This window comes from Acrocarpospora phusangensis (genome assembly GCF_016862995.1).
Taxonomy (GTDB): domain Bacteria; phylum Actinomycetota; class Actinomycetes; order Streptosporangiales; family Streptosporangiaceae; genus Acrocarpospora; species Acrocarpospora phusangensis.
This window is the reverse complement of the sequence record NZ_BOOA01000106.1, coordinates 1-24,073: the sequence shown is the minus strand read 5'-3', so window position 1 is coordinate 24,073 and position 24,073 is coordinate 1. Positions and strand designations below refer to the sequence as shown.

19 protein-coding genes and 1 pseudogene are annotated in these 24,073 nt (G+C 67.4%); 8 read left to right on the top strand and 12 right to left on the bottom strand.

Going from position 1 to position 24,073, the window contains the following annotated elements:
• Nucleotides 1–247: pseudogene (locus Aph01nite_RS36610) on the bottom strand (endo-1,4-beta-xylanase); the annotation flags it as partial.
• A gap of 441 nt (nucleotides 248–688) precedes the next feature.
• Between Aph01nite_RS36610 and Aph01nite_RS36605 the strand changes: the two are divergent.
• A complete protein-coding gene (locus Aph01nite_RS36605) occupies nucleotides 689–1,195 on the top strand; it encodes a monooxygenase family protein (protein ID WP_204045660.1) in 507 nt (168 codons plus the stop codon).
• 64 nt (nucleotides 1,196–1,259) lie between these two features.
• On the opposite strand, the gene Aph01nite_RS36600 is transcribed toward Aph01nite_RS36605, so the two are convergent.
• The gene (locus Aph01nite_RS36600) at nucleotides 1,260–2,054 is read right to left on the bottom strand and encodes an alpha/beta fold hydrolase (protein ID WP_204045659.1); all 795 of its coding nucleotides are present in this window, start codon (nucleotides 2,052–2,054) and stop codon (nucleotides 1,260–1,262) included.
• A gap of 111 nt (nucleotides 2,055–2,165) precedes the next feature.
• On the opposite strand from Aph01nite_RS36600, the gene Aph01nite_RS36595 reads away from it, so the two are divergent.
• Nucleotides 2,166–2,381, top strand: coding sequence for a 2TM domain-containing protein (locus Aph01nite_RS36595; protein ID WP_204045658.1), 216 nt, complete (start codon nucleotides 2,166–2,168; stop codon nucleotides 2,379–2,381).
• A gap of 174 nt (nucleotides 2,382–2,555) precedes the next feature.
• A complete protein-coding gene (locus Aph01nite_RS36590) occupies nucleotides 2,556–3,434 on the top strand; it encodes a bile acid:sodium symporter family protein (RefSeq protein ID WP_204045657.1) in 879 nt (292 codons plus the stop codon).
• 9 nt (nucleotides 3,435–3,443) lie between these two features.
• Here Aph01nite_RS36590 and Aph01nite_RS36585 read toward each other — a convergent pair whose 3' ends face one another.
• The 9 genes from Aph01nite_RS36585 to Aph01nite_RS36545 form a co-directional block, all read right to left on the bottom strand.
• Nucleotides 3,444–6,545, bottom strand: a complete 3,102-nt coding sequence (locus Aph01nite_RS36585; protein ID WP_204045656.1) for an ATP-binding protein — start codon at nucleotides 6,543–6,545, stop codon at nucleotides 3,444–3,446.
• Nucleotides 6,546–6,834: 289 nt separating this feature from the next.
• Complete coding sequence (locus Aph01nite_RS36580; protein ID WP_204045655.1) at nucleotides 6,835–7,497, bottom strand: DUF4276 family protein; 663 nt, start codon at nucleotides 7,495–7,497, stop codon at nucleotides 6,835–6,837.
• A gap of 3 nt (nucleotides 7,498–7,500) precedes the next feature.
• Nucleotides 7,501–8,589 carry an AAA family ATPase gene (locus Aph01nite_RS36575; protein ID WP_204045654.1) on the bottom strand — a complete coding sequence of 363 codons (1,089 nt, stop codon included), beginning with the start codon at nucleotides 8,587–8,589 and terminating at the stop codon, nucleotides 7,501–7,503.
• A 74-nt stretch (nucleotides 8,590–8,663) separates the two neighbouring features.
• A complete protein-coding gene (locus tag Aph01nite_RS36570; protein ID WP_239162255.1) occupies nucleotides 8,664–9,908 on the bottom strand; it encodes a TIGR02679 family protein in 1,245 nt (414 codons plus the stop codon).
• Complete coding sequence (locus Aph01nite_RS36565; RefSeq protein ID WP_204045653.1) at nucleotides 9,905–13,984, bottom strand: TIGR02680 family protein; 4,080 nt, start codon at nucleotides 13,982–13,984, stop codon at nucleotides 9,905–9,907. Before Aph01nite_RS36565 ends, Aph01nite_RS36570 begins: the two co-directional genes overlap by 4 nt.
• Nucleotides 13,984–15,132: a TIGR02678 family protein gene (locus tag Aph01nite_RS36560; RefSeq protein WP_204045652.1), complete on the bottom strand. Its 1,149-nt coding sequence runs from the start codon at nucleotides 15,130–15,132 to the stop codon at nucleotides 13,984–13,986. Before Aph01nite_RS36560 ends, Aph01nite_RS36565 begins: the two co-directional genes overlap by 1 nt.
• A complete protein-coding gene (locus tag Aph01nite_RS36555; RefSeq protein WP_239162254.1) occupies nucleotides 15,129–16,676 on the bottom strand; it encodes a TIGR02677 family protein in 1,548 nt (515 codons plus the stop codon). The genes Aph01nite_RS36560 and Aph01nite_RS36555 overlap by 4 nt, the downstream gene beginning before the upstream one ends.
• A gap of 203 nt (nucleotides 16,677–16,879) precedes the next feature.
• Complete coding sequence (locus Aph01nite_RS36550; RefSeq protein ID WP_239162257.1) at nucleotides 16,880–17,386, bottom strand: DUF488 domain-containing protein; 507 nt, start codon at nucleotides 17,384–17,386, stop codon at nucleotides 16,880–16,882.
• 44 nt (nucleotides 17,387–17,430) lie between these two features.
• A complete protein-coding gene (locus Aph01nite_RS36545; RefSeq protein ID WP_239162253.1) occupies nucleotides 17,431–17,799 on the bottom strand; it encodes a RidA family protein in 369 nt (122 codons plus the stop codon).
• A 117-nt stretch (nucleotides 17,800–17,916) separates the two neighbouring features.
• On the opposite strand from Aph01nite_RS36545, the gene Aph01nite_RS36540 reads away from it, so the two are divergent.
• Nucleotides 17,917–18,891 carry a helix-turn-helix transcriptional regulator gene (locus Aph01nite_RS36540; RefSeq protein ID WP_204045648.1) on the top strand — a complete coding sequence of 325 codons (975 nt, stop codon included), beginning with the start codon at nucleotides 17,917–17,919 and terminating at the stop codon, nucleotides 18,889–18,891.
• Between the two features lie 78 nt (nucleotides 18,892–18,969).
• Nucleotides 18,970–19,380, top strand: a complete 411-nt coding sequence (locus tag Aph01nite_RS36535) for a hypothetical protein (protein WP_204045647.1) — start codon at nucleotides 18,970–18,972, stop codon at nucleotides 19,378–19,380.
• Between the two features lie 37 nt (nucleotides 19,381–19,417).
• Here the strand turns inward: Aph01nite_RS36535 and Aph01nite_RS36530 are convergent, their stop codons facing one another.
• Nucleotides 19,418–19,912 (bottom strand): hypothetical protein, encoded by a 495-nt coding sequence (locus Aph01nite_RS36530; protein WP_204045646.1) that lies wholly within the window; start codon nucleotides 19,910–19,912, stop codon nucleotides 19,418–19,420.
• 282 nt (nucleotides 19,913–20,194) lie between these two features.
• Between Aph01nite_RS36530 and Aph01nite_RS36525 the strand changes: the two genes are divergently transcribed.
• The 3 genes from Aph01nite_RS36525 (at nucleotide 20,195) to Aph01nite_RS36515 (ending at nucleotide 23,535) form a co-directional block, all read left to right on the top strand.
• Entirely contained in the window at nucleotides 20,195–21,895 is a 1,701-nt protein-coding gene (locus Aph01nite_RS36525; protein ID WP_204045645.1) for a purple acid phosphatase family protein, read from the top strand.
• Between the two features lie 138 nt (nucleotides 21,896–22,033).
• A complete protein-coding gene (locus Aph01nite_RS36520) occupies nucleotides 22,034–22,690 on the top strand; it encodes a hypothetical protein (RefSeq protein ID WP_204045644.1) in 657 nt (218 codons plus the stop codon).
• 5 nt (nucleotides 22,691–22,695) lie between these two features.
• Nucleotides 22,696–23,535, top strand: coding sequence for a nickel/cobalt transporter (locus Aph01nite_RS36515; RefSeq protein WP_239162256.1), 840 nt, complete (start codon nucleotides 22,696–22,698; stop codon nucleotides 23,533–23,535).
• The last annotated feature ends 538 nt before the right edge of the window (nucleotides 23,536–24,073 follow it).

The window sequence follows — 24,073 nt, the reverse complement described above, 5'->3', positions numbered from 1 at the left end:
TGAACTCGGCGTTGGCGATCGAGGTGTACTGCGAGTCGTTGAGCTTGCCCGCGTTGATCGCGGTACCGAAGTACCGGTTGCTCTGCGCGGCCGAGGCGCCCAGCGTGCTCGCGGCATTGGCCGGGGCGGACAAGCCCACTACGGCCATACCGGCGCTGAGGACGCCCACGGTGCCAATGATGAGAGCATTTCGGAAACCTGACGGGCGCTTGCGGCGTCCGCCGTCCGGGACGGCATTGTCGATCATGCCTGTTCCTCCACTGGAACATCGATCAGCAAGGGACTGCTCGTGAGCCGCGGAGAGGCTGTTCCGATCGCACTGAACAGCCCGGCCGCGGAGTTACGCGATCGAGGTCTTAGTGTGAGAAATGTAACGAAACATGTCAATAATCTTGCGAAACATTTCGGACATCGAAGCATGATTTGGGTCTCTGAGCTGCGCGGATATCCAGATAACCCCTGAAACTTTCCTCTGTTCGGCCCCAGAACCAGGCCTGTTCGGATCCTCGATCCGAAATGTCCCGCCGCCGCCCGGACCAGCTCGCTCGTACCCAGCCGACGGGGAAGTCGCCGTTCACTACTCCCGGCTCGTCGTTCAGTGCCAGTCAAGTTCGCATTTGTACGTTGAGGCTGCTGGGGAGCTCAAGCCGGAGGCCCAGCCCATGACCCGAGTCATAAGGAGCGTTGAATGCCGACTCGCGTGAACCGGCAGACCGTCGACCTGTCCGCCTACCCCGACCTCATGGTCCTGTACCTCGGCATGCGGGTGAATCGCCTGTACGGCATCCGGACCTTCTTCAGCTTCGGCCGGAAGATCAGTGAATCGGTCGCGGGCAAGCCGGACGGGCTGCTGCTGCACGAGCCCGTGTACTACTCGTTCTTCCCGATGAACATGGGGATGCGCCAGTACTGGCGGGACCTGCCGTCATTGCTCGCCTTCGCCCGGTCCGAGCCGCATCGGGAGTGGTGGCTGGACTTCCTGCGGGACTCGGGCGGCACCGGTTTCTGGCACGAGACGTACTCGGCCAAAGGTGGCATGGAGGCCGTCTACGACGACGTGCCCAGGCCGATCGGGTTCGGCCGGTTCGCCGGGATCCAGCGTGCTCGTGGACCCATGTTCGGTTCCGCGGCCCGCCTGGGACGCTCCGACCACGGCCGCCCGGCCCTGACCGAGACGGACCTCTACGGGTCCTAACCGTCGGACAGGCCCTCCACGAGATCGTGGAGGGCCTGTCTTTTCATCGCCGGAGCGCTGTCCGTCAGCGCGCGGCGCGCTTGATGAGGTCGGCCGCCACGATGGGCTGCGAGATCATCGCGACATGCGAGGCGGCGACCTCACGGATCTGCGACCCCGCCCGCTGCGCCATGAATCGTTGCGCCGCGGCGGGCAGCACCTGATCGTGCTTGGCGACCAGGTAGTAGGAAGGAATGGTCTTCCACGCCGGGGCACCGGACGGCGCGCCGAGCGTACGCGCGTCGGCGGGCCGCTGACCGGCGTGCATCAGGTCCGTGGCCGCCTTCGGCACGTCGCCCGCGAAGACGTCGCGGAAGAACTCCTTCTTGATGTATCCGTCCACGAGACCCTCACCGTACGGACGGAAATCCAGCGCCGCCTCGTTGAGTCTGCTGCCCGGGAATTTCGTCTGAAGGTCCAGCAGGGATTCTCCTTTGTCGGGGGCGAAAGCGGCCACGTACACCAGCGCTTTCACGTTCGCGTTGCCGGTCGCGGCATTGGTGACGACGATTCCGCCATACGAGTGCGCGGCCACGATGATCGGACCGCTCAGGGTGGCGAGAATGCTCGCCAGGTAGGCGGAGTCGGTGTCCACGCCGCGGAGTGGGTTCGCGGGGGCGATGACCGGATAATCGTCGCGGATCAGTTTGGCGGCGACGTCGTTCCAGCCGGAGGCGTCGGCGAAGGCGCCGTGCACGAGTACCACCGTGGGTTTGGGCTTGGCCTCCGGCCGGGGACGCGCCTGCGCCTCGGACGTTCCCACAAGGGCGCCGGCCGCGACCGCGGCGGATCCGGCCAGCACTGCTCGGCGAGTCGTCATGATGTGCACCTTTCAACGGGTTGTTTCGCGCCATTGTTCAACCCGGGCACTTGACGATGACTGAACGAGCGGATTCACTCCCCGTCCAGTACGCCGATTTAGCTTTATGGCATGAGATCAACGAAAAGCGAAAGCGCCAAGAAATGGGGCCTGCGGGTCCACCTGCTCTCCTACGTCCTGGCCAATGTGGCCCAGGTCATCGTGTGGTGGCTCTACGACCCGGAACACTTCTTCTGGCCCATGTGGTCCATAGTCTTCTGGGGCATCGGACTCGCCTTCCACTACTGGGGCGTCTATTCACCGCCCAAAACGAATACCGAACATTAGGCCATGGGCGCTCCGGACCGGTTCCCCAGCGTGGTGGAACTCGGCCCGGGCACATCCCGAAACCCGGACGCGGCCGACCTGGCCGCGATCAATTGCCCGGCGAGTGCCCTGGAACGGCGGCACCTTGCCGCCCACAGGCTGCCGGAATCGTCAGAATGTCCGAGAATGTCCGCCATGGATTCCCCGCTGGTCCTTGGCAGCCTGCCCTACGCCCTCGGCATCGTCATGCTCGGCCTCGGCCTCAGTCTCACCCTGGACGACTTCCGCCGGGTGGGCCAGTATCCGAAGGCGGTCCTGGTCGCGCTGCTGTGCCAGACCGTGCTGCTGCCGGCGATCTGCTTCGGCCTGGTGCTCGCCTTCCGGCTCCCGCCGGAGCTGGCGGTCGGGCTGATGGTGGTCGCGGCGGCGCCCGGCGGCCCCACGGCCAACCTGTTCAGCCACCTGTTCGGCGGGAACGTCGCGCTGAACGTCACGCTCACCGCGATCAACTCGGTGCTGGCCGTGGCCACCCTGCCGGTCCTGGTCAACCTCTCCGCCGCGTACCTCCTCCCCGGTGGAGCCTCCCTCGGGCTGCAGTTCGACAAGATCCAGCAGATCTTCGTGATGGTGCTCGTGCCGGTCGCGATCGGGATGCTCCTGCGCGCGTGGGCGCCGCAGGTGGCGCGGCGGCTCAACCTCCCCGTCCGGGTGCTGTCCGTCGTGGTCCTGCTCGTGGTCATCACCGCCGTGCTGTACGGGGAGCGGGACAACCTCGTCGACTACTTCGTCTCGGTCGGACTGGCCGCACTGACTTTCAACATCGTGAGCATGCTGGTCGGGTACGGCGTCCCGCGCCTGACCGGCGTCGACCACCGCGCGGCCACCGCGGCCGGGTTCGAGATCGGCATCCACAACACCGCGCTCGCCATCACCATCGCGCTGAGCCCGGCCCTGCTGAACAGCGCCGAGATCGCCATCCCGGGCGCGGTCTACGGCATCGTCATGTTCTGCACGGCGACCGCGTTCGGCTGGTTGATCACCCGTCGAACCAGCGTCATGATCACCGAAGGCTGAGCCGTAGAGTCAAAGCTCGGCGAGGAACCTCTCAGCACGCCGGGCGAACAGGTGGGACTCGCACTCGCTGGACCGGTCGCGGGCCCTCTCGGCAGCGGCTCGTACGACTTCGCCGGGTTCACCGCGGGCGTGGAGCAGACGCGCCCGCAGCAGCAGGACAAGCCCTTCGGCGTAACGCTGGCCGTACGCCTCCAGGGCGTGGCCCGCTTTGTCCAGGGCGATGCCCGCCTTGTCCGGCCTCCCGGCGGCCAGCCACATCTCGGCGACCAGCCCGTGGTGGTACGCGACGCCCCACCGCGGCGGATCGACCAGCGTCCCGGCCAAAAGCTGTTCGGCCTCCGCCGCGATACCGGCCGGGTCGTCACCGGCGAGGGCCTGAGCCCAGTACCAGTTCAGCCGGATGTAGTGCTCCTGCTGGACGGCGGCGCGGCCGGTGCCCACGGCGATCCACCGGTCGATCGTGCGTATCACCGAGCCCGCGTCACCGGCCATCGACGCGATGATCGTGGTGTAGTAGGCCCAGGTCGCGACCGCGTACGAGTCGTCGGGGCCGTTCCACTTGTCGATCATGGTTTCCGCCCGCTCGACGTCACCGTGCATCGCCGTCAGGACGGCCCGCCAGCCGGGCCACTCACCCGAGACGTCACGCCGGATCGGGGTCTCGCTGTGCGCGGAGACCACGCCTTCGAGCAGGGCGGGGTTGTTCGCGTTGAAGAACCGGTACGCCTCGCCGATGTTGCCGATGTCCCACTGGTGCAGGCCCCAGGCTTGCCTGCCGTACACGCGGAGGACCGGATCGGAGGACTCCTCGCCTTGCTCGTACAGGCGGCGGACCAGGCGGAGGCGGTCCCACTCCAGGAAGGTGTAGGCCCCGAACAGGCGGGCGAAGAGGAGGCCGGCGGCCTCGACCTCCCGGCCGAGCTGGCGGGCCAGGTGTTCCGCACGTTCCAGCAGATCGAACGTCGTGCCGCCGAACCCCGCCTGCCGGCGCGGGGCGATGGCGAGGAGCGAGAGGGCGGAGAGCTCGAGTTCCGGGAGCCCGGCGGTCCGCGCGATCTGGGCGGCCGTTTCCAGGTGCCGATCGGCGGCGGGGAACGCGAGCTTGGTCGTCGCACGGCGACCCGCGCGTTTCAGCGCCTCCACGGTACGGACCGGATCGGCGAGGGGACCGGCGGCACACAGGTGGAAAGCGAGACGTTCGGTGACGGACTCGTCGTCGGCCTGGCTTTCTTCGAGCGCGTCCGCGACACGCAGGTGCAGCCGGACGGCCCGCAGCTGCTCCGTCGTCTCCGTGATCGATTCGCGGACCAGGTCATGCGCGAAACGCCACGAGAACGGGTCTTCCGGCGCCGTTTCGAGCAGGCCGAGCGCACGCAGCGGTTCGAGGCATTCGAGGCATTCCGCGACGTCCACACCGGCGGCGCGGGCGAGCAGGCCGAGGTCCACGTCGCGGCCGATCAGCGCGGCGACCCGCAGCAGGTGGCGAGCGCGGTCGTCGAGACCCGCCATGCGATCGCGTACGACGTCCCGCACGGTGGACGGCACCCCGGCCCGGGCCGTCGCGTCGCCGTCGCCGAGCGCGCCGCGGTCACTGAGGAGCCGCGAAAGCTCGCGGACGAAGAACGGATTACCGGCGGTACGAACGTGGATGTTCCGGGCGATGTCCGCACCGGGTTCGTGGCCGGTCTCGCGGCGGATGAGTTCGGCCACGTCGGTCAGGCTGAGCGGGCCGAGCTGGATCCTGCGGTGGCTGGGCAGCCGGCTGGCGGCGGCCAGGACCCGCGAGAGGTCGGAGCCGGGTGTGGGCGCGCGGTCGCGAAGGGCGCCGATGATCGCGATGCCGGTGGGCAGCCGGCCCGTCAGGTGGCCGAACAGCTGGAGCGAGGTGGCGTCGATCCATTGAAGGTCGTCCATGACGAGCAGCAACGGCCGTTCTGCCGCGGCCTGGGCGATGAAGGTGACGACCAGCTCGAACAGGCGGAACTGAGCGCGCCCGCCGGAAATCGGCGGCGCGGCGTCGTCGTCCCGGGATTCGAGGAGGCGACCGAGTTCGCTCGCCAGCCATTTCTCGCGCGCCAACGCGGGCAGGTTGTCGAGGACAGTGGTGAGCGCCTGCTCCCATGGCCACATCGACGGTGTTCCGTCGCCTTCCAGGCAGGAAGCCCAGACGACGAGCGCGCCACGCCGGTCCGCGACGGCGGCGGCCTCTTCCAGCAGGCGCGTCTTGCCCGCGCCCGGTTCGCCTTCGACGACGCCGAGCCCGGACCGGCCGGTGAGCGCCGCCTCGATGACCTGCCACAACACGCCGAGTTCCTCGCCCCGGCCGACCAGTCCGGCCGCCTGCGTCCCTGGCGCGAGGTCACCCGTCACCACCGGCGGCCTCGGGGTCTGCGTCAGCACGCGCAGGTGCGCGGCCTGCAACGCCGGGCCGGGGTCGATGCCGAGCTCCTCGGCGAGGCGGTCACGGACCGCGTGAAACGCCGACAGCGCCTCCGCCTGCCGTCCAGCGGCACCGAGCGCATTGACAAGGCCGGCATGTACGGGTTCGTGGAACAGTGCCGTCGACGCGGCCAGCTGCAACGGCGGGATCACCCGCTCCGGTCGATGCAACGACACGGCCAGTTCGGCCGCCGCCACACAGGCGACGTGAAACTCGTCGTCGAGGGCGGCCAGGATCGGCATCGCGGGCGTTTCGTAGGAAAGTCCGTCCCCCGCGGGGCCCTGCCAGAGGCCGAGCGCCTTGACGTAGTGGTCGAGTGCCACCTCCGGAGCTTGCCGGGCGAGAGCGGCCTGCGCGGCTTCGAGGAGTTCCCGGAACGTGACGAGATCCAGCGTGCCGGGGCCGGCGCTGAACACGTACGCGTTGCCGCGCCGGTGCAGGTACGCACCGGCCGCCCGGGCGGGGACCGCGGGTTCGAGTACCCGCCGCAAGGCCCCGACGTACTTCTGGATGATGTTGAGCGCGCTCGCGGGGGCGTCGTCGGCCCAGATCAGGTCGATCAGTTCTCTCGTGCTGACCGGGTGGCCCACGCGCGCCAGGAGCAGGGCCAACAGTTGCGCCTGCTGCCGGGGGCCGGCGTCCAGCTCGACGCCGTCGCGCCACAGCCGCAACGGACCGAGGATCTGCAGGCGCAGCGAACCGGCGTCGGCTGGCGGACCTTCGCCATCGGGCCGAATGGGATGGACTGGCCCAGTCACGTCTGTGGACTCCCGGATGGGCTTATCGATTGTCCGCTTGCGACCCGTATCGGACCCGCAGTGTGCACCGAGTCTACTGGCCCTCGATTGACCGTAGAAGGGTCGGCGGACGCCCCGCAGGCCGTACCGAACAAAGAGCGGATGACGGGTTCCGGTTGTTCCGTCGACGGCTTCCCGAACCCAGCAGCCTCGATCGACTCCCTCAGATACCAAGAAGCCGATCGAGGGCAGTGAGACGTTCGTCAGCATGGGGACAGCGGGCCCGGACACCCTCTACACCGAGCGCATCGACGACCATCGGCCCGTCAACCGTCTTTCGATACTCCTGATAAGTCGCGGCAATACGTTTGGACGGCGCCGTCGTGGGATGGTCGTTGACCAGCTCCGGGCCGCCCACAAGTGCGACCTGCCCGGCCAGGGCGTGGCATGGGCCGCCCATCACCTCCGCCAGCCGATCGCAATCGGCCAGAACCCAGGCCTCGGTCTCGTGCAGCACGAGATGCGGGATGAACCGCCGATTGTCAATGGCCTCGGCCAGCGCACACTCCACATGCCGGACGCGGTCGAGCGACGTGCCATTCGGGGGCCGATCCGCCATTCCGGGTGCGTCGGAGGGAAACGCGTAGTAATCGATCAGGGTCGTCAGCGCGGTCAACGAACTGTCGTTCAGCAGCCGGACGATGTCGCCGCGCATGCGTTCCCAAGAAGTGACCCCGCCTTTGTGATCAGGACCGCGCGCCGAACGCTTCGTCGCTAGCAGGGAGCATGACAGGTGCACGTTCCGCTCGGCGTAGTAGGGGCGCAGGATCTGGGTGGCGATGACCTCCTCGGTCTGACCTTCCACCAGTATGTGGACCCGTTTCATCGGCTAGAGCCGCTCCGGTCCCGGCCGTCCGCCGAGCAGGTTCTTCTCCCAGAGCTCACCCAGCCCGTAGTCGTCCAGCCAGGCTTCGAGCCGTTCTGGGTCAGGGCGCCGGAAGACAGATGCGCCCTCCGCGCGTTCGACGACGATCAGGTCACCGACCGAGAAGCAGTTCATCAGGGTCACCGACTGAGTGGCGATGAGAACCTGGCTCTTCTTGCTCGCGTTCCGCAGCATTTCTGCAAGCTGCACGATCGCGAACGGGTGGAGCCCAAGCTCCGGCTCGTCCAGTATGACCAGCGCGGGAAGCTCCGGCTGCAGTAGCAGCGCTGACAGGCAGATGAACCTCAAAGTGCCGTCAGAGAAGGCGTTGGCGGGAAAAACCGTCTCCGACGTCTCTTGCCGCCACCGGAGGCTGATCCGGTCGGATGCCGCTTCCGGTTCCAGTACGAACTCCCGGAAGAACGGTGCCACCTGCTTCACCGAACTGATGACCCGCCGATAGTGCGCGGGATGGCTCTCTCTCATCCGCCGCAGAAAGGGGGCCAGATTTGCGGCGTCCGCATGCAAGGCTTCGCTGTCGGAAATGAACGCGTTGCGTTTCACCGGTGCCGTACGGCTCGTGTCATGAAAGTGGTAGACACGACAACCGTCCATGATCTCGGCTATATGACGGGCGATCCGTGATTGACGGTCGTTCCCAGTTTGCTCATCAAGAAGACTTTCCCGGTGCCCTCGTCCCAGAGGGCCGAGAAATCCTTCATCACCGACGAGCTCTCGATCGAAGATCAGATCGTCGCGTGCGCCCGGTCGCAGCACCGCGGTGTAGAAATTCGGCCCATCCCGAAGACCCAGGACGATCCGGGCGGTGCTCCCCGGCTCGTCATGTAGCAGCGCGGACGACCCACCCGACAACCCGACGAACAGCCCGAGTTCACCATCCGCAAGGTACCCGAGCAGCTCTAGAGCCCTGACGAAGTTGCTCTTGCCCGCACCGTTTGCGCCGACAAGCACGTTCAAGGAGCCGAGCTCTACGGTGGCAGACTGGATCGAGGTGAATCCCTCGATACTGATTTCTGACAGCCGCCGTGCCAACGCGCAGACACTCCTCGGAAGCCGATGATCGATAATGCTGAATCCAACGTATCATCAGGGTCTTTCACGACCCCTCAGCTCTTCGACAGGTCAGCGAGAAGAACGGCGAGCAGGAGTTCCTCCTCGACACAGAGGGTACGGCTGATCATGGCAGCGCTCAGAGACGGATCCCACGGGGTCGGGCCTGGACGGCCACGGAGACGGCGTCCAGAGGGGGCGGCCAGGTAGTCGGCGGCGGTGTACCGCCATGGGATGAAGCCAAAACGGGCGTGAACAGACGCGGCGATACCGACGCCGCCCCAGTCGAAGTCGCCGTGGTAGAGAAATGTGGCACCGCCGTCGCTCAGCAGGGTGAGCAGGCGCCAGACCGCAGCCGTGGGCCGACCACTTACGCAGACCAGCGGAGGGCATTCCGGCCCGAGATCGTCGGCCGCCGCCGCGACCACTACGGGATTCTCACACAAATGGACCCGGGCGGCCTTGATCGGGGTGGAGTGCCGGCGAAGCTGGCGGAGCGTCAGGCGGGTCGGTTCCCCTGCAGCCGTCTGCGCGCCCAGGACCGAGCCGAGCGGAGTAGCGGGATCGGCCGCCAGCCCCAGAGTCAGGACGGTGCTTGAGAGCTCGTCGAGGTGGACACCAGCCGATGCCCAGGTGGCACGACGCGCTTCGGCGGACGACTCTGCAGTGAACGACCGTCCGGCCAGCGCCCGGATCGCCGACAGCACCAGGGTGGCGAGCGGACGTTCGTCATCGAGGGCATGGGCATCACCACATGTTTCCGCGGCAAGTCGGCCTAAGGGGATAGACGGGGAAGGTAGGCGGCCGAGCACAAGCGCAAGCCTGCCGAGCAGAACGGCCGCGTCCGCCGGATCGGGAGCGAGACGCCGAGGCAAGCCGGTCGCATCCAGCCAGGCTCGCCACGACCCCAGCTCAGGACGGCCCGCAACGGCTTCATCGAGTGGACGGAAGGCCTTGCGCCAGGCGGTTTCCGCACGTCGGCGCACATCTGGTACCGAATCAACGGGACCAGAGAGAGCGGTGACTGCTGCGACGAGACCCCCGTGCCCCGTGTTCCGGAGAAGCTCGTCAACGTCACGGAGGTTGACGGTCAGCGAAGAACCCGTGGCGGGTCTGCGTCCGAGGAGCGCGGCTAGGGCACGGCGCTGCTCTTGGGTGGGGGCGGGCAGCGTCACGGTTCCCGTCAGGGAGGCGTCCCTAGCGATGCGCTGACGGGCCCGCTCGACCAGCCACGCCAGAGCTTCGCCACCGATCAGCCGACGCAACCGGTCCGCGTCCGGCGCAACCATCTCGTCCGTCACGAGAACAGAGTCTCCTCAATCATCGGTGCCGGAGGCTCAGGGATGACAAAGGGGTTCGGCCGAGGCGTGCGAGTCCGCTCGCGCCCGTCCCACTGCCATGGGGTGACCAGGACCGCGTCGATGCCGTCACGTCGGGAGAGCTGGCAGATCGCCAGACCCGGCACCTGCGGGTAGCAGCCCCACTCGCGTTCGCTGGTCATGACCACGTCCATGTCGAAGGTGGCGAGCAGGCCGAGGCATTTGGCGCGAGAGTCGTCGTCCACTCCGGCGAACGCCTCGTCGAGTGCGACCAGCCGGGGGGCATGCGGGTTCCCGGCCGACTTGTAGTAGGCAGAGGCCGCGGCGAACAGCGGAACGGACGCGGCAAGCACGCGCTCGCCGCCTGATGCCGGGCCGGTGGCGGATCGCCATTGACCGTCCTGGAGGCGCTGAATGACGAACTCGTGCCACGACCTGTAGTCCAGAGCACGGGTGAGCTGATCGACCCAGCTGGCTGAAGGGTTGTCATTATGCTCACGGGCGATCTGATCTTGAAGGAACGCCCCGACCATAGCGCGGTCCCCCTCGCTCCAGGCGTCGATGGTCTGCCGGAGTTTGGCGCGGACCCGGTCCAGTCCTTCCGGTGCCTGCTTGGCGAGCCGCCACACCAGCCGGAGCGTCATCCCGGTCGAGGTGGGGCGGGCCGTGAGCTCGTCGTTCATCGCGGCGACCTCCTCCTCACCTGCAGTGATCAGCTCGTGAAGGTTGCCGGCGATCTCATTCAGGAGATGGTTCTCCAAAATCTCCCGTTCCCTGACCGATAACACGCGGGCCCGGTGCCGGGTCTCTTCCGTGAGGGCTGCGGCGAGTTCCGGAATGTCGCGGATCCGGCCCTGGAAGACGACGTCCACCAGCATGATCCCGTCGCGGAGCATCAGGCCGACGGAATGGCCGTGCCGGGACATCGCGTCCGAAAGAATCTTGTGCTCCTCGGCGACCTTCTTCTGGCTGCGGTCCCAAGGGGCATCGGTGTCATCGACGCCCTCCAGAGCAGCATTGGCGGCGCGGGCGAGATGAACGGCGGCGGTCGGCGTCCAGGGCTGCGAAGGATCGGGCGGTTCCGCGTCAGGCAGGGCAAGCGTGAGAACGCCGGTGGTGGCGAATCCCCGGAACTCCTCGACGGCAGCGTCGCGGGCCCCGGTCGCCTGGAGAATCTCTTGCTGAAGCGATCCCTGACGGCCCTCCGCCCTCCCCCTGGCCAGGGTCGCATCGTGTTTGCGTGCACGCGTCTCGTGCTCGGCCTTCGTACGGCGGGCCAGATCGCCCTCTACAGCTCTCAGTTGCCGGTAAAGCTCATCGACACCTGCTCCGGCGGTCTCCATCAGAGCCCGATAGGTCTCTTCGGCGCTGGTCGCGTTGGTGCGCGCCGCCTCTGTCCTGAGAGTGACTTCGACGGCCTGCTCACTTAGCTCGCTCAGATCGCCGAGAGCTTCAGCGGCGGCCTCACGAGCGGTCAACGCGGCGGAGATGGTGGGCCACAGGCCAGCCAGGGCCAGTCGATAATCGGCGAGCGCGGTTCTCACTCCGGGCAGTTCCAGGGGTTCGGCGGGCAGGCCGACATCGTGGGCGAACTCGGCCGCAGCGGCCACCGCTGCGTCGGTCTCAACACGGAGTCGTTCGGCCGAAGCGGCAACGGTGGCCAGGTCGGCATCGAGTTCCCGTCTACGGCGGTGCTCGCCGGCGAGCCGGAGATGGCTTTCACGGAGCGACGTGTCGGAAGGCAGTCCTCGACGTTCGGCTGCCAGACGACGCAGCCGATTAGCTATCCGTTCCCGGTCTGCGGCCAAGCTTTCGATGGCGCCTTCCACGATGGCGAGTTCGGCGCGGACGGCGACGAGCCGTTCCCGGCGCGCTGCTTCGCGGGCCCCTTCACCGATATAGACGGCGGCGTCCTTGTGCCACCTGCCGCCGACAACACCGTTGGCCCACCGTCCGTCCACCGCGACCCAGGTGGCGGCCCCCGGACCGAGTCCGATTCTGTTCAGGACAGAGAGGATCATCGCCTCACTGAGCGCGGCGGCAGCCGGATCAGCGCGATCGACGGCCGGTTGCAGCACCTGGGCGCAGGTCGGACCCGCAGCCGATGGGCCGGTCAGGAGAAAGGTGTCGTCAACGGTGAGCAGCGTCCCATCCGGATTGATCCATGCATCCATGAGCCCGGACGCCTCAAGTGCTGCCTCCAGACCAGCCTTCCGATCAGGGGCGAGCGCATCGGCGAAGTCCACGACCCGCCACAATGGCGCACCAGAGCGGCCGTCCCGGACCGCCGGCGGACGGATGTGCGGGATGGGACGAGCGTCCGTCACACCGGATTCAAGTCGGCTGATCTCGGCACGGAGACTCTCCCGCAGACGCCGTTGCAGAGCTTGGGCACCCTCTACCTCGGCGTCGGCCCGGGTGAGGGCGACGGTCGCTGCACCTGCGGCCTCGTCGACGAGAGCAGCGGCCGGGTTAGCGTCCGAGGGGCTGATCGACCATGTCTCCAGATGGGCGAGAACCGCGTCGGGATCGGGAAGCACCATCTCGGTGAGACTCGACAGATAGGCGGCGTAGCGGGCGGCGAGGTCCTCCGCCCGCGCGCTCACGTCGCGATCGGCGGCCACGATACGCTCGACGGCCTGTTGGAGGTCGCGAGTGATCCGCCTCACCTCATCGTCGGCCTTCTGCCAGCGCGACCGTACGGCATCCACGCCCGTGAATTTCCTTTCCAGCTCTTCGATAGCCTGGCCACGACGCCTGACGAGGTCCTGGGCGGCACGCCGGAAAGCGGAAGGATCGTTCTCCCAGCGGCTCATCGCGACCTGATGATCGGACGCGCATCCGCTGCGTTCAGCGGCTTCCTGCGCAGTGGCGAAAGCCGATGTGAGATCACGGTCAGCGTGCTCTCGCCGCTTGGTCAGGTCCCCCGCACGGCGCTCGGCCTTACTGACGCGCCGAATGTGTTCGGCCTCGTCCTTCTTCCGATCCTCCAAGTATCGAACCAGCCGCTGGGCTTCCTCGCGAACCTCTTTAAGCCGCTGTGCGTCACGCATCTCGGGGCTCTGCCTGAGGGCGGTCTGGCGGGCCTCCAACCGGGTCCGTTCATCATCGAGATCGGTGAGCGTGCGCTCGGCGTCGGCAAGCTTCAACGCCGCGGCCGACAGCTCCTGTTCGACCCCGATGAGATCGCGGCCAAGGTGTTCATAGCGGCTCTGCGCCAGGCGCAACACCCCAGCTTTACGCTTGGCGGCCATCTTGGCGTAGCGGCGATAGTGGACGAGGAAATCATCGGCCGCGCGGCTCGCCTCGGTGAGGCCATACAGGGCATCACGTTCGTCGTCGAGGCCGCGGAAAGCCTCGGCGACGGTCCCGATGAGGGCCGAGTTGAGCGGCGGCAGGGCTTCGGTGAGAGCACGCGACAACAGTTTCTCGTCCGGCTTCTTCGACAACTGCGGCTGGCGCAACTGGATCAGAAGGTTGACCAGTGCTTCGTAGCGGTGCTCGCCGAACCCGAACAAGGCGGCATCGACCGCCCTGCGGTAGTCCGATGCCCGGTCGTAGACGGCGCCTCGCTCCTCCACAGCGTCTCGGAGCTTCTCTCGCGTGATGGTGACACCTGCGGACACAAGCCAGAGTTCCTCGCCGATCCGCTGCCCCGTGATAAAGAACCAGTGCCTGGTGATGCCGCGGTCTTTCACGGCTTTCAACCCACAGCCGATCGTCTTGTACTCGAAGGTGCCGTCAGCGGCGCGGCGGCCGAACTCCAGCCAGGAATAGCCGAGCCGTTCGGGGTGCGGGTGCTGACCACCGAGAAGGAGGTTCCACTCCATCCGTTTCCCACGATCGCCATCGGGTTCGACCCGGTGCGGCGACAGCTCGCCGTCCAGCAGGAATGGCAGCGTCAAGGCGAGAACCTTCGATTTCCCAGTGCCGTTGTTGCCGCGTAGGAGAAGCCGCCCGTCGTGAAAACGGAACTCCTCGGCGTCATAGTGAAAAATGTCGACGAGGCCAGCGCGCAACGGCTTCCAGCGCTCGGAATCGGGCAGCGGCAGCGGCATCATCGGTCCTTGATTGTCGGTTCGTCCAGGGCATAGCGAGCGATCGCCGGCAACGCGGTGACCGTCGAGCCGGAGATGTTGGCGAGGTTCAGTGCGACCAGCCTCTCGATGGCCCCAGTCACCAACTCGAATTCGGCGCCGAGGTCGGTGACACCTCTGCGCCAGTAGGCCTGGTGCTCGGCGGCCGCTTCCCGAACGAACGCGTGCAGTTCCGGAAGCGTTTTCGTGCCGTTCGCGGCCAAAAACTCGGCGACGAGCAATGTGAGATGGCCGTCGGTGCGTTGTTCCGGCATGCGGATGTCGGTCAGCTCGTCGTACGGATCCACCATGGCGATGCCTTCGACTCTCACCTCGGCGATCAGCCCTGTCGCATCCTCAATTCGGCGCGTGATCGCGTGCCGCTGGGAGTGGAGGTAAAGGAGCTCCGCCTCGCTCAGCTGGGCGTAGTAGACCACGGGTTCTTCCAGCAGCCTGCGGGTGAGAGCACGTCGCAGGGCCTGATTCCGCAGATCGTCGGTGTCGGGCTGCGGATCGGTCACCAGCTCGGACAGTCGGCCTTCCAACGAGGTCGCGTCAATGGTCGACGGCCCGCGGGCGCCCGTCAGCAGAGCGGACAGGACCTCACGCCGCACGTCATAGAGAACGTCACCAGATGCCGAGAGATACGCCTCCTCTTCGCCCGCCACCCGGCGCAGCACACCCCAGTCGATCAACAGCCGGACGACCGCCACGAGGTCGGCGCGCTCAGCGCGCGTCTCCAGGGAGAAGGAGAAATCGAGGCCCGGCTCGGCCGCCGCGGTCAGGACGTCGTCAGCAAGGCGGCCTAGGGTGGTCTGGGCGTCCGCGCGCTCTAGTATGGCCAGGGCCAGGCAGAGCAGAACATAACGGTGTCGGCCGAACGGCTCGCGGGCCCGCCCGCGGGCGGGGTGGGTGGCATCGGCCGTGGCGGGCGCCATCTTGAACAGGCGGGCGACCCCCGTCTCCACGCGCAACCGCCAGCCGGTCTCACGCGCCAGCCAGTCACGCAGTTCACGCTCGCAGCGCCGGACCTTGAGCAGTACCTCGCCGTCATGTTCAGCGGTCAGCAACGGCTTGACCAGCAGCGCGCGCAGCGCCGCTCTGCGCAGTTCCCGTTCCTCCTCGGTCACGGGTCCCCCATGAGATTGGTGATCTCCACAAGATGTTCCGGACCGGTGAGCACTCCATCCTCGGTGACGATGTGGACATCTCCTCCATCGGGAACGAGGGACAGTCTGACCTCGAATGAGCCGTCAGCTGTGACGGTCTTGACTTCGCTCTCGCCGGGCAGCCGAGCTGACAGTGCGTCACCGAGCAGGCCGAGGAACAGCCGGAACAGCCGGGGATCGAGCACGTCCAACTCGGAAAGCCGAACCGGTCCGTCGGTGCAGAGCCGGGCCCGGGCCACAGCGGTCTCGGCAGCTTCTTGCTCGGCCTGTTGCAGCAGAAATCGGCGCTCATCGCCGCGCCGTCTGATCTTGTTCGGCTTGCCTCGCCGTTCGTACGAACCGGTCTTGCGCAGCTGAGGTGAGATCCGGATGGGCGGGGCCGCTGCCCAGGGGGTGGCCGATCCGGGCTCGTCCTCACGCCAGGCGTCGAGAGTCGCACCGGTGACCGTGAGATGGCGGGCCGAGTTCAGCCCGAACGCGATCCGCCACAATCGGTGCGCCGCGTTGTCGTTGGGCGCTTCGGCGAACCAGCGGGCCAAAGTGCGGAAGTCGGCTGACCGGTCCGATCGTCCTGACCTGCGCTCGTTCAGTAGACCGACAGTGTCGATCAACTGCTTGATCGCGGTGATCGCCGACTGGCGCAGCAGCTTCGCCTGGGCGCTCCGCGTACGGGTAGAGACAAACCAGCCGCTCAGACCTCGCCAGCGGTTCTCCCACACCTCGAATGACGCCTGCTCGGCCCGGTCCATGGCGGCGGAAGCATCCTCACCCTCGGGGACGGCATCAGCCGCCTCACGCCGGGCCGCCATGCGCAGGAGCCGTTCATGACCGAGCCCTTCTATTTCGTCCAGCAGTACCGCGATCCGAGAACCGTAGTTCGCGAGATCAGCGATAAACCGGTCGATGTAGTCGATGAGAAGCTCTTTATATTCGATGAAACTTTCGACATCTCCATCGGAGAAGTCGATCGCGCGGCGTAAGGACGCCATGAACGCCTGAGCATTGCCAGCGAGCGAAGTGAATCGATCGGCCAGCCCCAGTAAAAGCAGATGCGTCCGCCCTGGATCTGGATCGGCATCTCCGGCCAGACGGGCGAGCGCCTCGAGTTGATCGGCGATGTCGGCGAGTGCCACCGACTGCAGCGAGCCACGTTGCGCCACCGACTGCCGATAGAGAGCCAAAGCCTGCTCAGCGGCATATCCTTCGGGAGTGAGCTGATAGAGATATCTCTTGCGATGAAAGTCCTCCACCGTAGTGACCCGGCCGGTGTCGGCGTCGGCTCGCAGATTTCCCCAGCCGACAAGACTGTAAAGTGCGGAAACCAGGGCCTCGTCGTTATCTCGCCTGAGTTCAGCCGCGACGTCCTCAGGACGCAGATGGACCAAAAACCGATCTTTTGCCCGCACGAAAACCATCAGGATAGACCGGTAGAACGGTTCTAATCGCGTGCCGAGATGCGCGAAGGGTTGCGCGTCCCAGGCGTCACCCGAACCCGTATCCCCCACCTGAGAATTATTACTTGTTACCTTGGTCTGAAGGTCTACTTCCGAAATTGTCCGGATGCGGACAAGCCGAGGTGTCTCAATCGGGTCGCCCCGGCTTCTGCGAAGACGGCAACCTAACGTTTCAAAAGCCCTGGTCAGAGTGGAGCCGCCTACGCAGGCAATCGCGCTCGATGCCGCGGTCCGCCCTCTGGCCGGCTTCGAGTTCACTCGCCAGGGTCGTCGATCTGGACACATGGCCTAGGGCGCAGGTGCTCGATCGTGACGCCGTGTCGTTCGGTCAGCCGCTGGGCGATCAATGAGCGGTGGCAGGCTTCGGCGTCGAGTTCGACGCAGAGCAGCGCCGCGGTTCCGGTACTCGGCAGCGCCGACACGATCGGCGTGAGGTCGGCGCGGTCGAGGATCTCGGTGGTGTAGCGGCGGGTGTACTCGGCGGCGAGTTCCCGGCGCGAGCGCTTGCCCACCCCTTGGAGGTCGTCTTCGGCGTATTGGAGCCGGCGTAACTCGGTGGTTGGGGCGAGCTCGGGACGATGCTCGTACGCGATCCGGGCATGGGCGAGGGCCGCCTGGAGCCGGAGTGAGTTCGCCCAGGCGTACTCGGGTCCGCGGACGCCGCGGCGCTGGCGTACGTCGAGCAGCAGGTGGACGTCCGCGTGCCGCAGTCGTTGCAGGAAGGACTCGCCGCCGAAGCCGTAGACGCCGATCGTCACCATTTTGAGCACCGGAAATCACCCACCTGCCTGCTATTCGTGCCGCCTTACGCGACGGCGGTCCCCTCAAGCTCGACCATCAGGTCGGGAATCGCCAGCCGTGTCACCCCGAGCATCGTGGTGGACGGCGCCGCCCCGGCGGCGCCCAGCCGCGACGCCAGCACCCCGTAGTGCTCGAAAAGCCGATCGACGTCGGTGGTGTAGACGTTGAGCCGGACGAGGTTCGCGAGGGACATGCCGGCCTCGGCGAGCACGGCCTCCAGGTTGTCGAGGCTCAGCGCCAACTGCGCCGCCATGTCATCGGCATGCTGGGGCTTGCCGTCGCCGCTCATCGCGGTCTGCCCGGCGCAGTACAGGGTCCGGGTCTCCCCGGAGACGATCTCGCCCTGGTTGTATCCCATCTCCACCGACCACATTCACGGGTTGACCACCGTTCGCTTTATTGCCACATCAGCTCCATTCGAAATGCCGGTATGTCGTGTTGATAAGCCTCCCGGCAAATCACGACATCCTTTGTCATGTATTGTTTTTGTATGCGCGCCGACCGGTTGGTCTCGCTGGTGCTGCTGCTACGGCGGCACGGTCGGCTGTCCGCGGTCGCGCTGGCCCGAGAGCTGGAGGTATCCACCCGTACCGTGCTGCGCGACATCGAGGCGCTGTCCGCGGCCGGCGTCCCGGTCTACGCCGAACGCGGCCGGCACGGAGGTTTCGCGTTGTTGCCCGGTTTCCGTACCGAACTGACCGGGCTGAACCACGACGAGGCCCTTGCCCTGCTGATCGCCGGATCGCGGCACGGCGCGCAGGCGTTCGGCCTCGGCTCGGCGCTCGCTTCGGCGATGCTCAAGGTGGTCGACGCGCTGCCAGAAAGCTATCGGGACACCGCGGCCGGCGCGGCCGACCGACTGCTCATCGACCCGGAGACCGACCTCCTCTCGCGTCGGCTGGTCACCGAGGAGGTGCCTGACGCCGTGGTGGCCGAGGTCCGGCGCGCGGTACTCGCCGGGCACAAGCTGCTGATCCACTACGCGGCTGTGGACCAGGCCCCGAAGTGGCGCACGGTGGACCCGATCGGCCTGGTCACCGTACGCGACCAGGGCTACTTGCTGGCCACGAGGTCCGGCGAGGACCGCACCTACCGGCTGTCCCGGGTCCTGGCCGCCAAGGAACTCGCCGAACCCGCCCAGCGACCAGACCGGGTCGACCTGGACCGGGCCTGGCAGGAACGCAGCACGCGGTTCCGGACCGGCGGCGACCAAGTCGCCGTGCTGGTACGCGTCGACCCGGCACGGCGGGAGGACCTGGTGAGCACCGCCCTGGCCGTCCGCGCCGAAGAAGCCGACTCAGACGGCTGGCTGCGGCTGGAATTGACCTTCCAAGATCCGAGACACGCCGAATGGGCGCTGTGGCAACTCGCCACGAACGCGGAAGCCCTGGCCCCGCAGTGGCTGCGCACCTCCCTGCGCAACCGCGCCACCGCAATCGCCACCTGCTACGGAGCGTTCTCCTAAGAGTGCCGCCGCGACTCGATTTGGAACGGCATGGAACGCCCTCTCAGATAACAACACCGTTCAAGAGGGAGTTCGCCCATGAATCCGATCAGGGCAGTTAAGAGAGTCGCCGGGCCGGTCGCGTTGCTGGCCGCACTGAGCCTGGGACTGACCGTCGCGACCGCGAGCCCGGCCGCGGCCGCGCCGAGGTGCAGCCTGACCGTCACCAGCCTCCACACGTACGACCAGGTGTACAAGGTGGAGGTCTCATGCGGGCCTTTCCTGGCACCGGCGGAATGGCATCTGTACGGCGATGACGGCCCGTATGGCAATCAGTACATTCTGAGCTCCTACCAGCCGGTGGCTTACGCGGACTCAGGCGCGATGGACGAGGACGACGGCTTCGATACGGACGAGGTCTTCGCCACGGTTGTCTACAGGACCACCACCGGGGCGTACTGGACGGTGCGCACCAACACGGTCGTCGCCAGTTTCTGGCCGTACAGCTAGGGCATGGCCCAACGCGTCGCGTTCGGCAGAGCGGGTGTCAGGCCCGGGGCAGCATCGAGCCGGCCAGCTCGCCGCGGGGGTCGTAGACCACGCACATGATGTCGCGGTCGCCGTCCGCCCAGGTCTCGGCGGTCGGCAGGATCGGGTAGTAGTCCAGCTCGGCCCCTGCCGTACCGGGCCAGTAGTGCACGAACCCCCGCTTGCAGCTGCTCCAGCCGAACGCGGCCAGCGCGGCGCGGTCGTAGCGCCCGTCGTCGGCGTGCGTGAAGCCGTAGGACTGGTTGTCGGCGTGCTGGTCGCAGGTCGTGTAGAGGACGATCTCCTCGCCCGCCACCGGGGAGTACTCCGGGTCGGTGAAGCACTCGCCCGCCTCCAGGTTGAGCACTCCGGTCGTCTCCGGGGTCAGGAAGTCGTCGCCCTTGTGCACGACCGGCGTGGCCGGGGCCACGAAGAGCGTGCCGAGCGCCAGCACGGCCGGCAGCATCGCCAGAAGGCGGAACGGCCGGCGGGCGGCCTGCCGGGCTACGGTCATCGACACCTGTCCTGACGGGCGATCATGCTGATCCCCCAGAATTACGGATCAAGTGAAATATCACCTCAACGCCGGGTGTCAGCCGTAAAGAGTCCGGATGACGGCTCGGCTCCGCAGCTTGACCTCGGGTGACGTTGCTCACAACGGTGCAGGGAAGATCGTTCAGTTCACTTTGCGGCAAGGTTCTGGCCGATCTTTGGCCAACCGATTCTGCATGGATTTCGGACATCCACCGTTCTCCCTCGGTGGGTGAAGTCCACTTCCTCAGGAGTGAAGCTCGACGTGAGTGACGCCACCCGACCCTGGTCCCTGCGGACCCGGCAGGCCAAACTGACCGTGATCGGCGCCAGCGCGCTGCTCGTCGGCGGACTGGCCTTCAGCCCGATGGCGTTCGGCGCTGCCGCACCGCCGAAGTTCCCCGCCGCCGAGATCCACAAGCCCACCCCGATGCCCGACCGGGTCATCCTCACCCCCACCGCCACGCCTTCCTCGTCCCAGAAGGTCACCTGGCGCGCCGAGACCACCGCCGAGTTCGCCCAGGCCGAGATCCTGGAGTCGCCTCGCGCGCTGGGCGAGGTCGCCCCCGCCGCCGGCGCCGTCACCAACGTGAAGGCGCAGTCGAGCACCCCGGTCAACACCACCCTCGGGTACGCCTCCACGTACCACACGGTGGAGTTCGCCGGCCTCAAGCCCGCCACCCGGTACACCTACCGCGTCGGCGACGGCACCAACTGGAGCGAGTGGAACGACTTCACCACCGCCGCCGCCGGTTTCCAGCCGTTCTCCTTCATCTACTACGGCGACGCGCAGAACTTCATCGACTCGGCCGTCCCCCGGGTGTTCCGCCAGGCGTTCGCCGACCGGCCGCAGGCCAAGATGATCGTCAACGCCGGTGACCTCATCGACTCCGCCAACAGCGAGGAGCAGTGGGGCCAGTGGTTCAAGGCCGGCGGCTTCATCGACAGCCAGGTCAACAACCTGTCCATCACCGGTAACCACGAGTACAGCGGCAGCTCGCTGTCCTCGTTCTGGGTTCCGCAGTTCCCGTACCCGGACAACGGCCCGGCCTGGACCGACTACCCGGCCGCCGCGAACATCGCCAAGACCGCGTACTACGTGGACTACCAGGGCGTGCGCTTCATCGGCCTGAACAGCAACGTGCAGTCCATCCCGGACCTGATGGCCAAGCAGACCGCGTGGCTGGAGGGCCTGCTCAAGGACAACCCGAACAAGTGGACCGTGGTGACCTTCCACCACCCCGTCTACTCCAACACCGGCACCCGCAACAACCCGGTGGTCCGCGCCCAGTGGGCCCCGCTGTTCGAGAAGTACGGCGTCGACCTGGTGCTGCAGGGCCACGACCACTCCTACGGCCGGGGCAACCTGAAGTCCGCCCGCCAGTCCGCGACCACACACAACGGCGTCTCGTACGTGGTGTCCGTCTCCGGCGGCAAGATGTACGAGCTCAACGGCGGCGTGAACTGGACCGGCAACGGTGCCGAGGTGATCAGCACCAGCGAGAACACGCAGCTCTACCAGATGATTGACGTCGACAAGGACCAGATCCGCTTCGAGGCCCGGTACGCCAACGGCGAGCACCACGACGGCTTCCTGATCCGCAAGAACGACGCGGGTGAGCGCACCGTCACCGAGCTCGGCACCGGCAACACGGGCGAGCAGGTCACCGTGGACAAGACCAGTGTCGAGCCGGGTGAGCAGCTCACCGCCACCGCGTTCGGCTACGACCCGGCGGAGAAGGTGAAGGTCTACCTCCTCCGTACCAAGGGCACGTCCGCGAACGCCGGCGACGGCGACCGCGACTACGACAGCCGGACCTACGTCGGCACCCAGACCGCCGACGCGCTGGGCAAGCTGAGCTACAGCTTCAAGCTGCCGGCCGACCTCAACAAGGACAGCACCTACCGGGTGTACCTGGAGAGCGCCACCCAGAAGATCACCAGCCCGGTGATCACGGTCAAGTAGTAACCCCACCGGATGCGGGCCCGCCCCGGTACCGGTCCTCCGGGACAGGTACCGGGGTGCGGCCTGCGCCCGCGGGCCGGGCCGGCGTAGCGCGCCGCCCTCCCAGGCCAGCCGCCCGGCGGCTCGACAGGAGATCCCGTGACCTTCCGTACCCGTCTGGCGGGCGCGCTGCTCGCCGGGGCGGCGGTGGCCGCCGTGCCGGCGGCGCCGGCCGCCGCTCATCCCTTCGGCCCGCCGTCCACTGCGCGGATCAGCGTCGACGGCTCGCACGTGGCCATCGCCTGGCTGGCCGCCGAGGACGACTGGGTCGCGCTCGGCCAGTCGCTCGGCGCGTTCGAGAACCCAACCACCGGGCCGGTGTCCACCGCTCTCACCGGCGAGCAGAAGCTGCAGCGGTCGGCGGCGGTCCGGGACTACCTGCTCGGCCGGATCACCGTCGCGCAGGGTGGCACGCCGTGTCCCGGCCGGCTGGAGTCGCTGGAGCGGCTGGTCGCCCAGGGCGCCCGGTTCGCCTTCGACTGCCCCCGACCGGCCGTCGACCTCGACGTCACGGTGAGCGCCCTCACCGACCTCAACGAGAACTACCGGACCATGCTCACCGCCGAGACGCCCGCCACCCCGGCCCAGGCGCTCTACACCGCGCGGCAGCAGACCACCCGGCTGCGCTTCACCGCCTCCGGCGGCGGCACGACCGCGGCCGTGACCACCGTCGCCGCCGGCACCGCCGCCGCGGCCGCGATCATCGGAGTCCTCGCGCTGCTGCGAGTACGGCGCCGCAAGGGCGGGCAGGCGTGAACGGGATGGGCGGGGCGGACAACCGCCTGATCGCGATGTTCGACGGCGGCGTGGCGTTCTGGCTGGTCCTGGCGGTGGCGCTGGGCGTCGGCGTGGTGCACGCGGTGGCCCCCGGGCACGGTAAGAGCATCACCGCGGCGTACCTGATCGGCACCCACGGCCGGTACCGGGACGCGGTGCGGCTCGGGGTGATCGTGGCGGTCATGCACACCTTCTCGGTGCTGGTGCTGGCGGTCGCCTGGGTGGGGCTCAGTGGCGTCGCCGGCCTGGGCACGAAGAGCATCACCGCCTGGCTGCAGGTGCTCGCCGGACTGGTCGTGATCGGCGTGGGCGCCCACCTCGTCTACCGCCACCTGCGCGAGCGGCGAAACGGGACAGGCCATGGGCATGGGCACGGGCACGGACACGGGCCGGGACATGAACACGGGCACGGTCACGGGCATCTCGGGGCAGGGCCGGAGTCGCCGGTTTCCGGCGAGGCGCACGGCGACGTCGCGACGCAGTCGCCGACCGATCCGTGGTCGCGGCGCGGGCTGGTCGCGCTCGCCCTGTCGGGCGGGCTGCTGCCTTCGCCGTCGGCCTTCATCGTGCTGGTGAGCGGGCTGCTCACCGGGCGAGCGCTGGACGCCGTCGTGCTGGTGATCGCGTTCGGGGTGGGCATGGCGGCCACCCTGACCGCCGTCGGCGTCGTGACGATCAAGGGTGGCGGGCTGCTGGCCCGGCGCGCCCGCAGCTGGTCGCCGGCCGCCGCAGTGGCCGTCTGGCTCCCCGCCGTCGCCGGCGTCGCGGTGTCGCTCGGCGGCTGCCTCTACCTGTTCGCGGCCGTCGGCGCACTCACTACGTAACGGCAAGTGAACCCGGCCGGTTCCGTCCGGCCACCCCCCTGTACCGCTCCGCGCCCCGCAGCGCCCCCGTGCACCGCTGCGGACCTGCGCATCCGTCCCGCGTACGGCCTGCCAACGGCCACCGCGAAGGGCAAGTGCTTGGGGCATCGAACAGGGGACCGAGAACGCCCGCAAATGCCAGCGGAAGAACTGCAACCAGAATTGCAACCGGGGAACAGCTCAGGGCGCCCTCATTTAAGAGAACGCCCTGGTCAAAGTGGAGCCGCCTTGGGGAATCGAACCCAGACCTACGCATTACGAGAGCTCATATTGGCTCTTGCGGTAGTCCACACGCGTCCGTCCATGGCCGTCGTTGCAGGCCAATGGGGTTTCCGGCGGAGCGCGCACGGGTGCGGACATCAGCGGAATGCAACGGAAACTGCAACGGGGCTGCCCACAACTGCACGCCGGTGATGGCGGCCATTCCTGCGACGGGATGGGCTCGTGACCTGTAACGGCTGCCTCGTCGTCCGGACCGCCAAGTCTGTCGGTCGTCGTT

What these genes read in the sequence shown, in the direction of transcription:
- Aph01nite_RS36535 (WP_204045647.1), top strand. Translation starts at nt 18,970, where the DNA reads ATGAATCCGATCAGGGCAGTTAAGAGAGTCGCCGGGCCGGTCGCGTTG.
- Aph01nite_RS36550 (WP_239162257.1), bottom strand. Translation starts at nt 17,386, where the DNA reads ATGGTGACGATCGGCGTCTACGGCTTCGGCGGCGAGTCCTTCCTGCAA.
- Aph01nite_RS36590 (WP_204045657.1), top strand. Translation starts at nt 2,556, where the DNA reads ATGGATTCCCCGCTGGTCCTTGGCAGCCTGCCCTACGCCCTCGGCATC.
- Aph01nite_RS36580 (WP_204045655.1), bottom strand. Translation starts at nt 7,497, where the DNA reads ATGAAACGGGTCCACATACTGGTGGAAGGTCAGACCGAGGAGGTCATC.
- Aph01nite_RS36545 (WP_239162253.1), bottom strand. Translation starts at nt 17,799, where the DNA reads ATGTGGTCGGTGGAGATGGGATACAACCAGGGCGAGATCGTCTCCGGG.
- Aph01nite_RS36595 (WP_204045658.1), top strand. Translation starts at nt 2,166, where the DNA reads ATGAGATCAACGAAAAGCGAAAGCGCCAAGAAATGGGGCCTGCGGGTC.
- Aph01nite_RS36515 (WP_239162256.1), top strand. Translation starts at nt 22,696, where the DNA reads ATGGGCGGGGCGGACAACCGCCTGATCGCGATGTTCGACGGCGGCGTG.
- Aph01nite_RS36540 (WP_204045648.1), top strand. Translation starts at nt 17,917, where the DNA reads ATGCGCGCCGACCGGTTGGTCTCGCTGGTGCTGCTGCTACGGCGGCAC.
- Aph01nite_RS36565 (WP_204045653.1), bottom strand. Translation starts at nt 13,984, where the DNA reads ATGCCGCTGCCGCTGCCCGATTCCGAGCGCTGGAAGCCGTTGCGCGCT.
- Aph01nite_RS36605 (WP_204045660.1), top strand. Translation starts at nt 689, where the DNA reads ATGCCGACTCGCGTGAACCGGCAGACCGTCGACCTGTCCGCCTACCCC.
- Aph01nite_RS36530 (WP_204045646.1), bottom strand. Translation starts at nt 19,912, where the DNA reads ATGACCGTAGCCCGGCAGGCCGCCCGCCGGCCGTTCCGCCTTCTGGCG.
- Aph01nite_RS36600 (WP_204045659.1), bottom strand. Translation starts at nt 2,054, where the DNA reads ATGACGACTCGCCGAGCAGTGCTGGCCGGATCCGCCGCGGTCGCGGCC.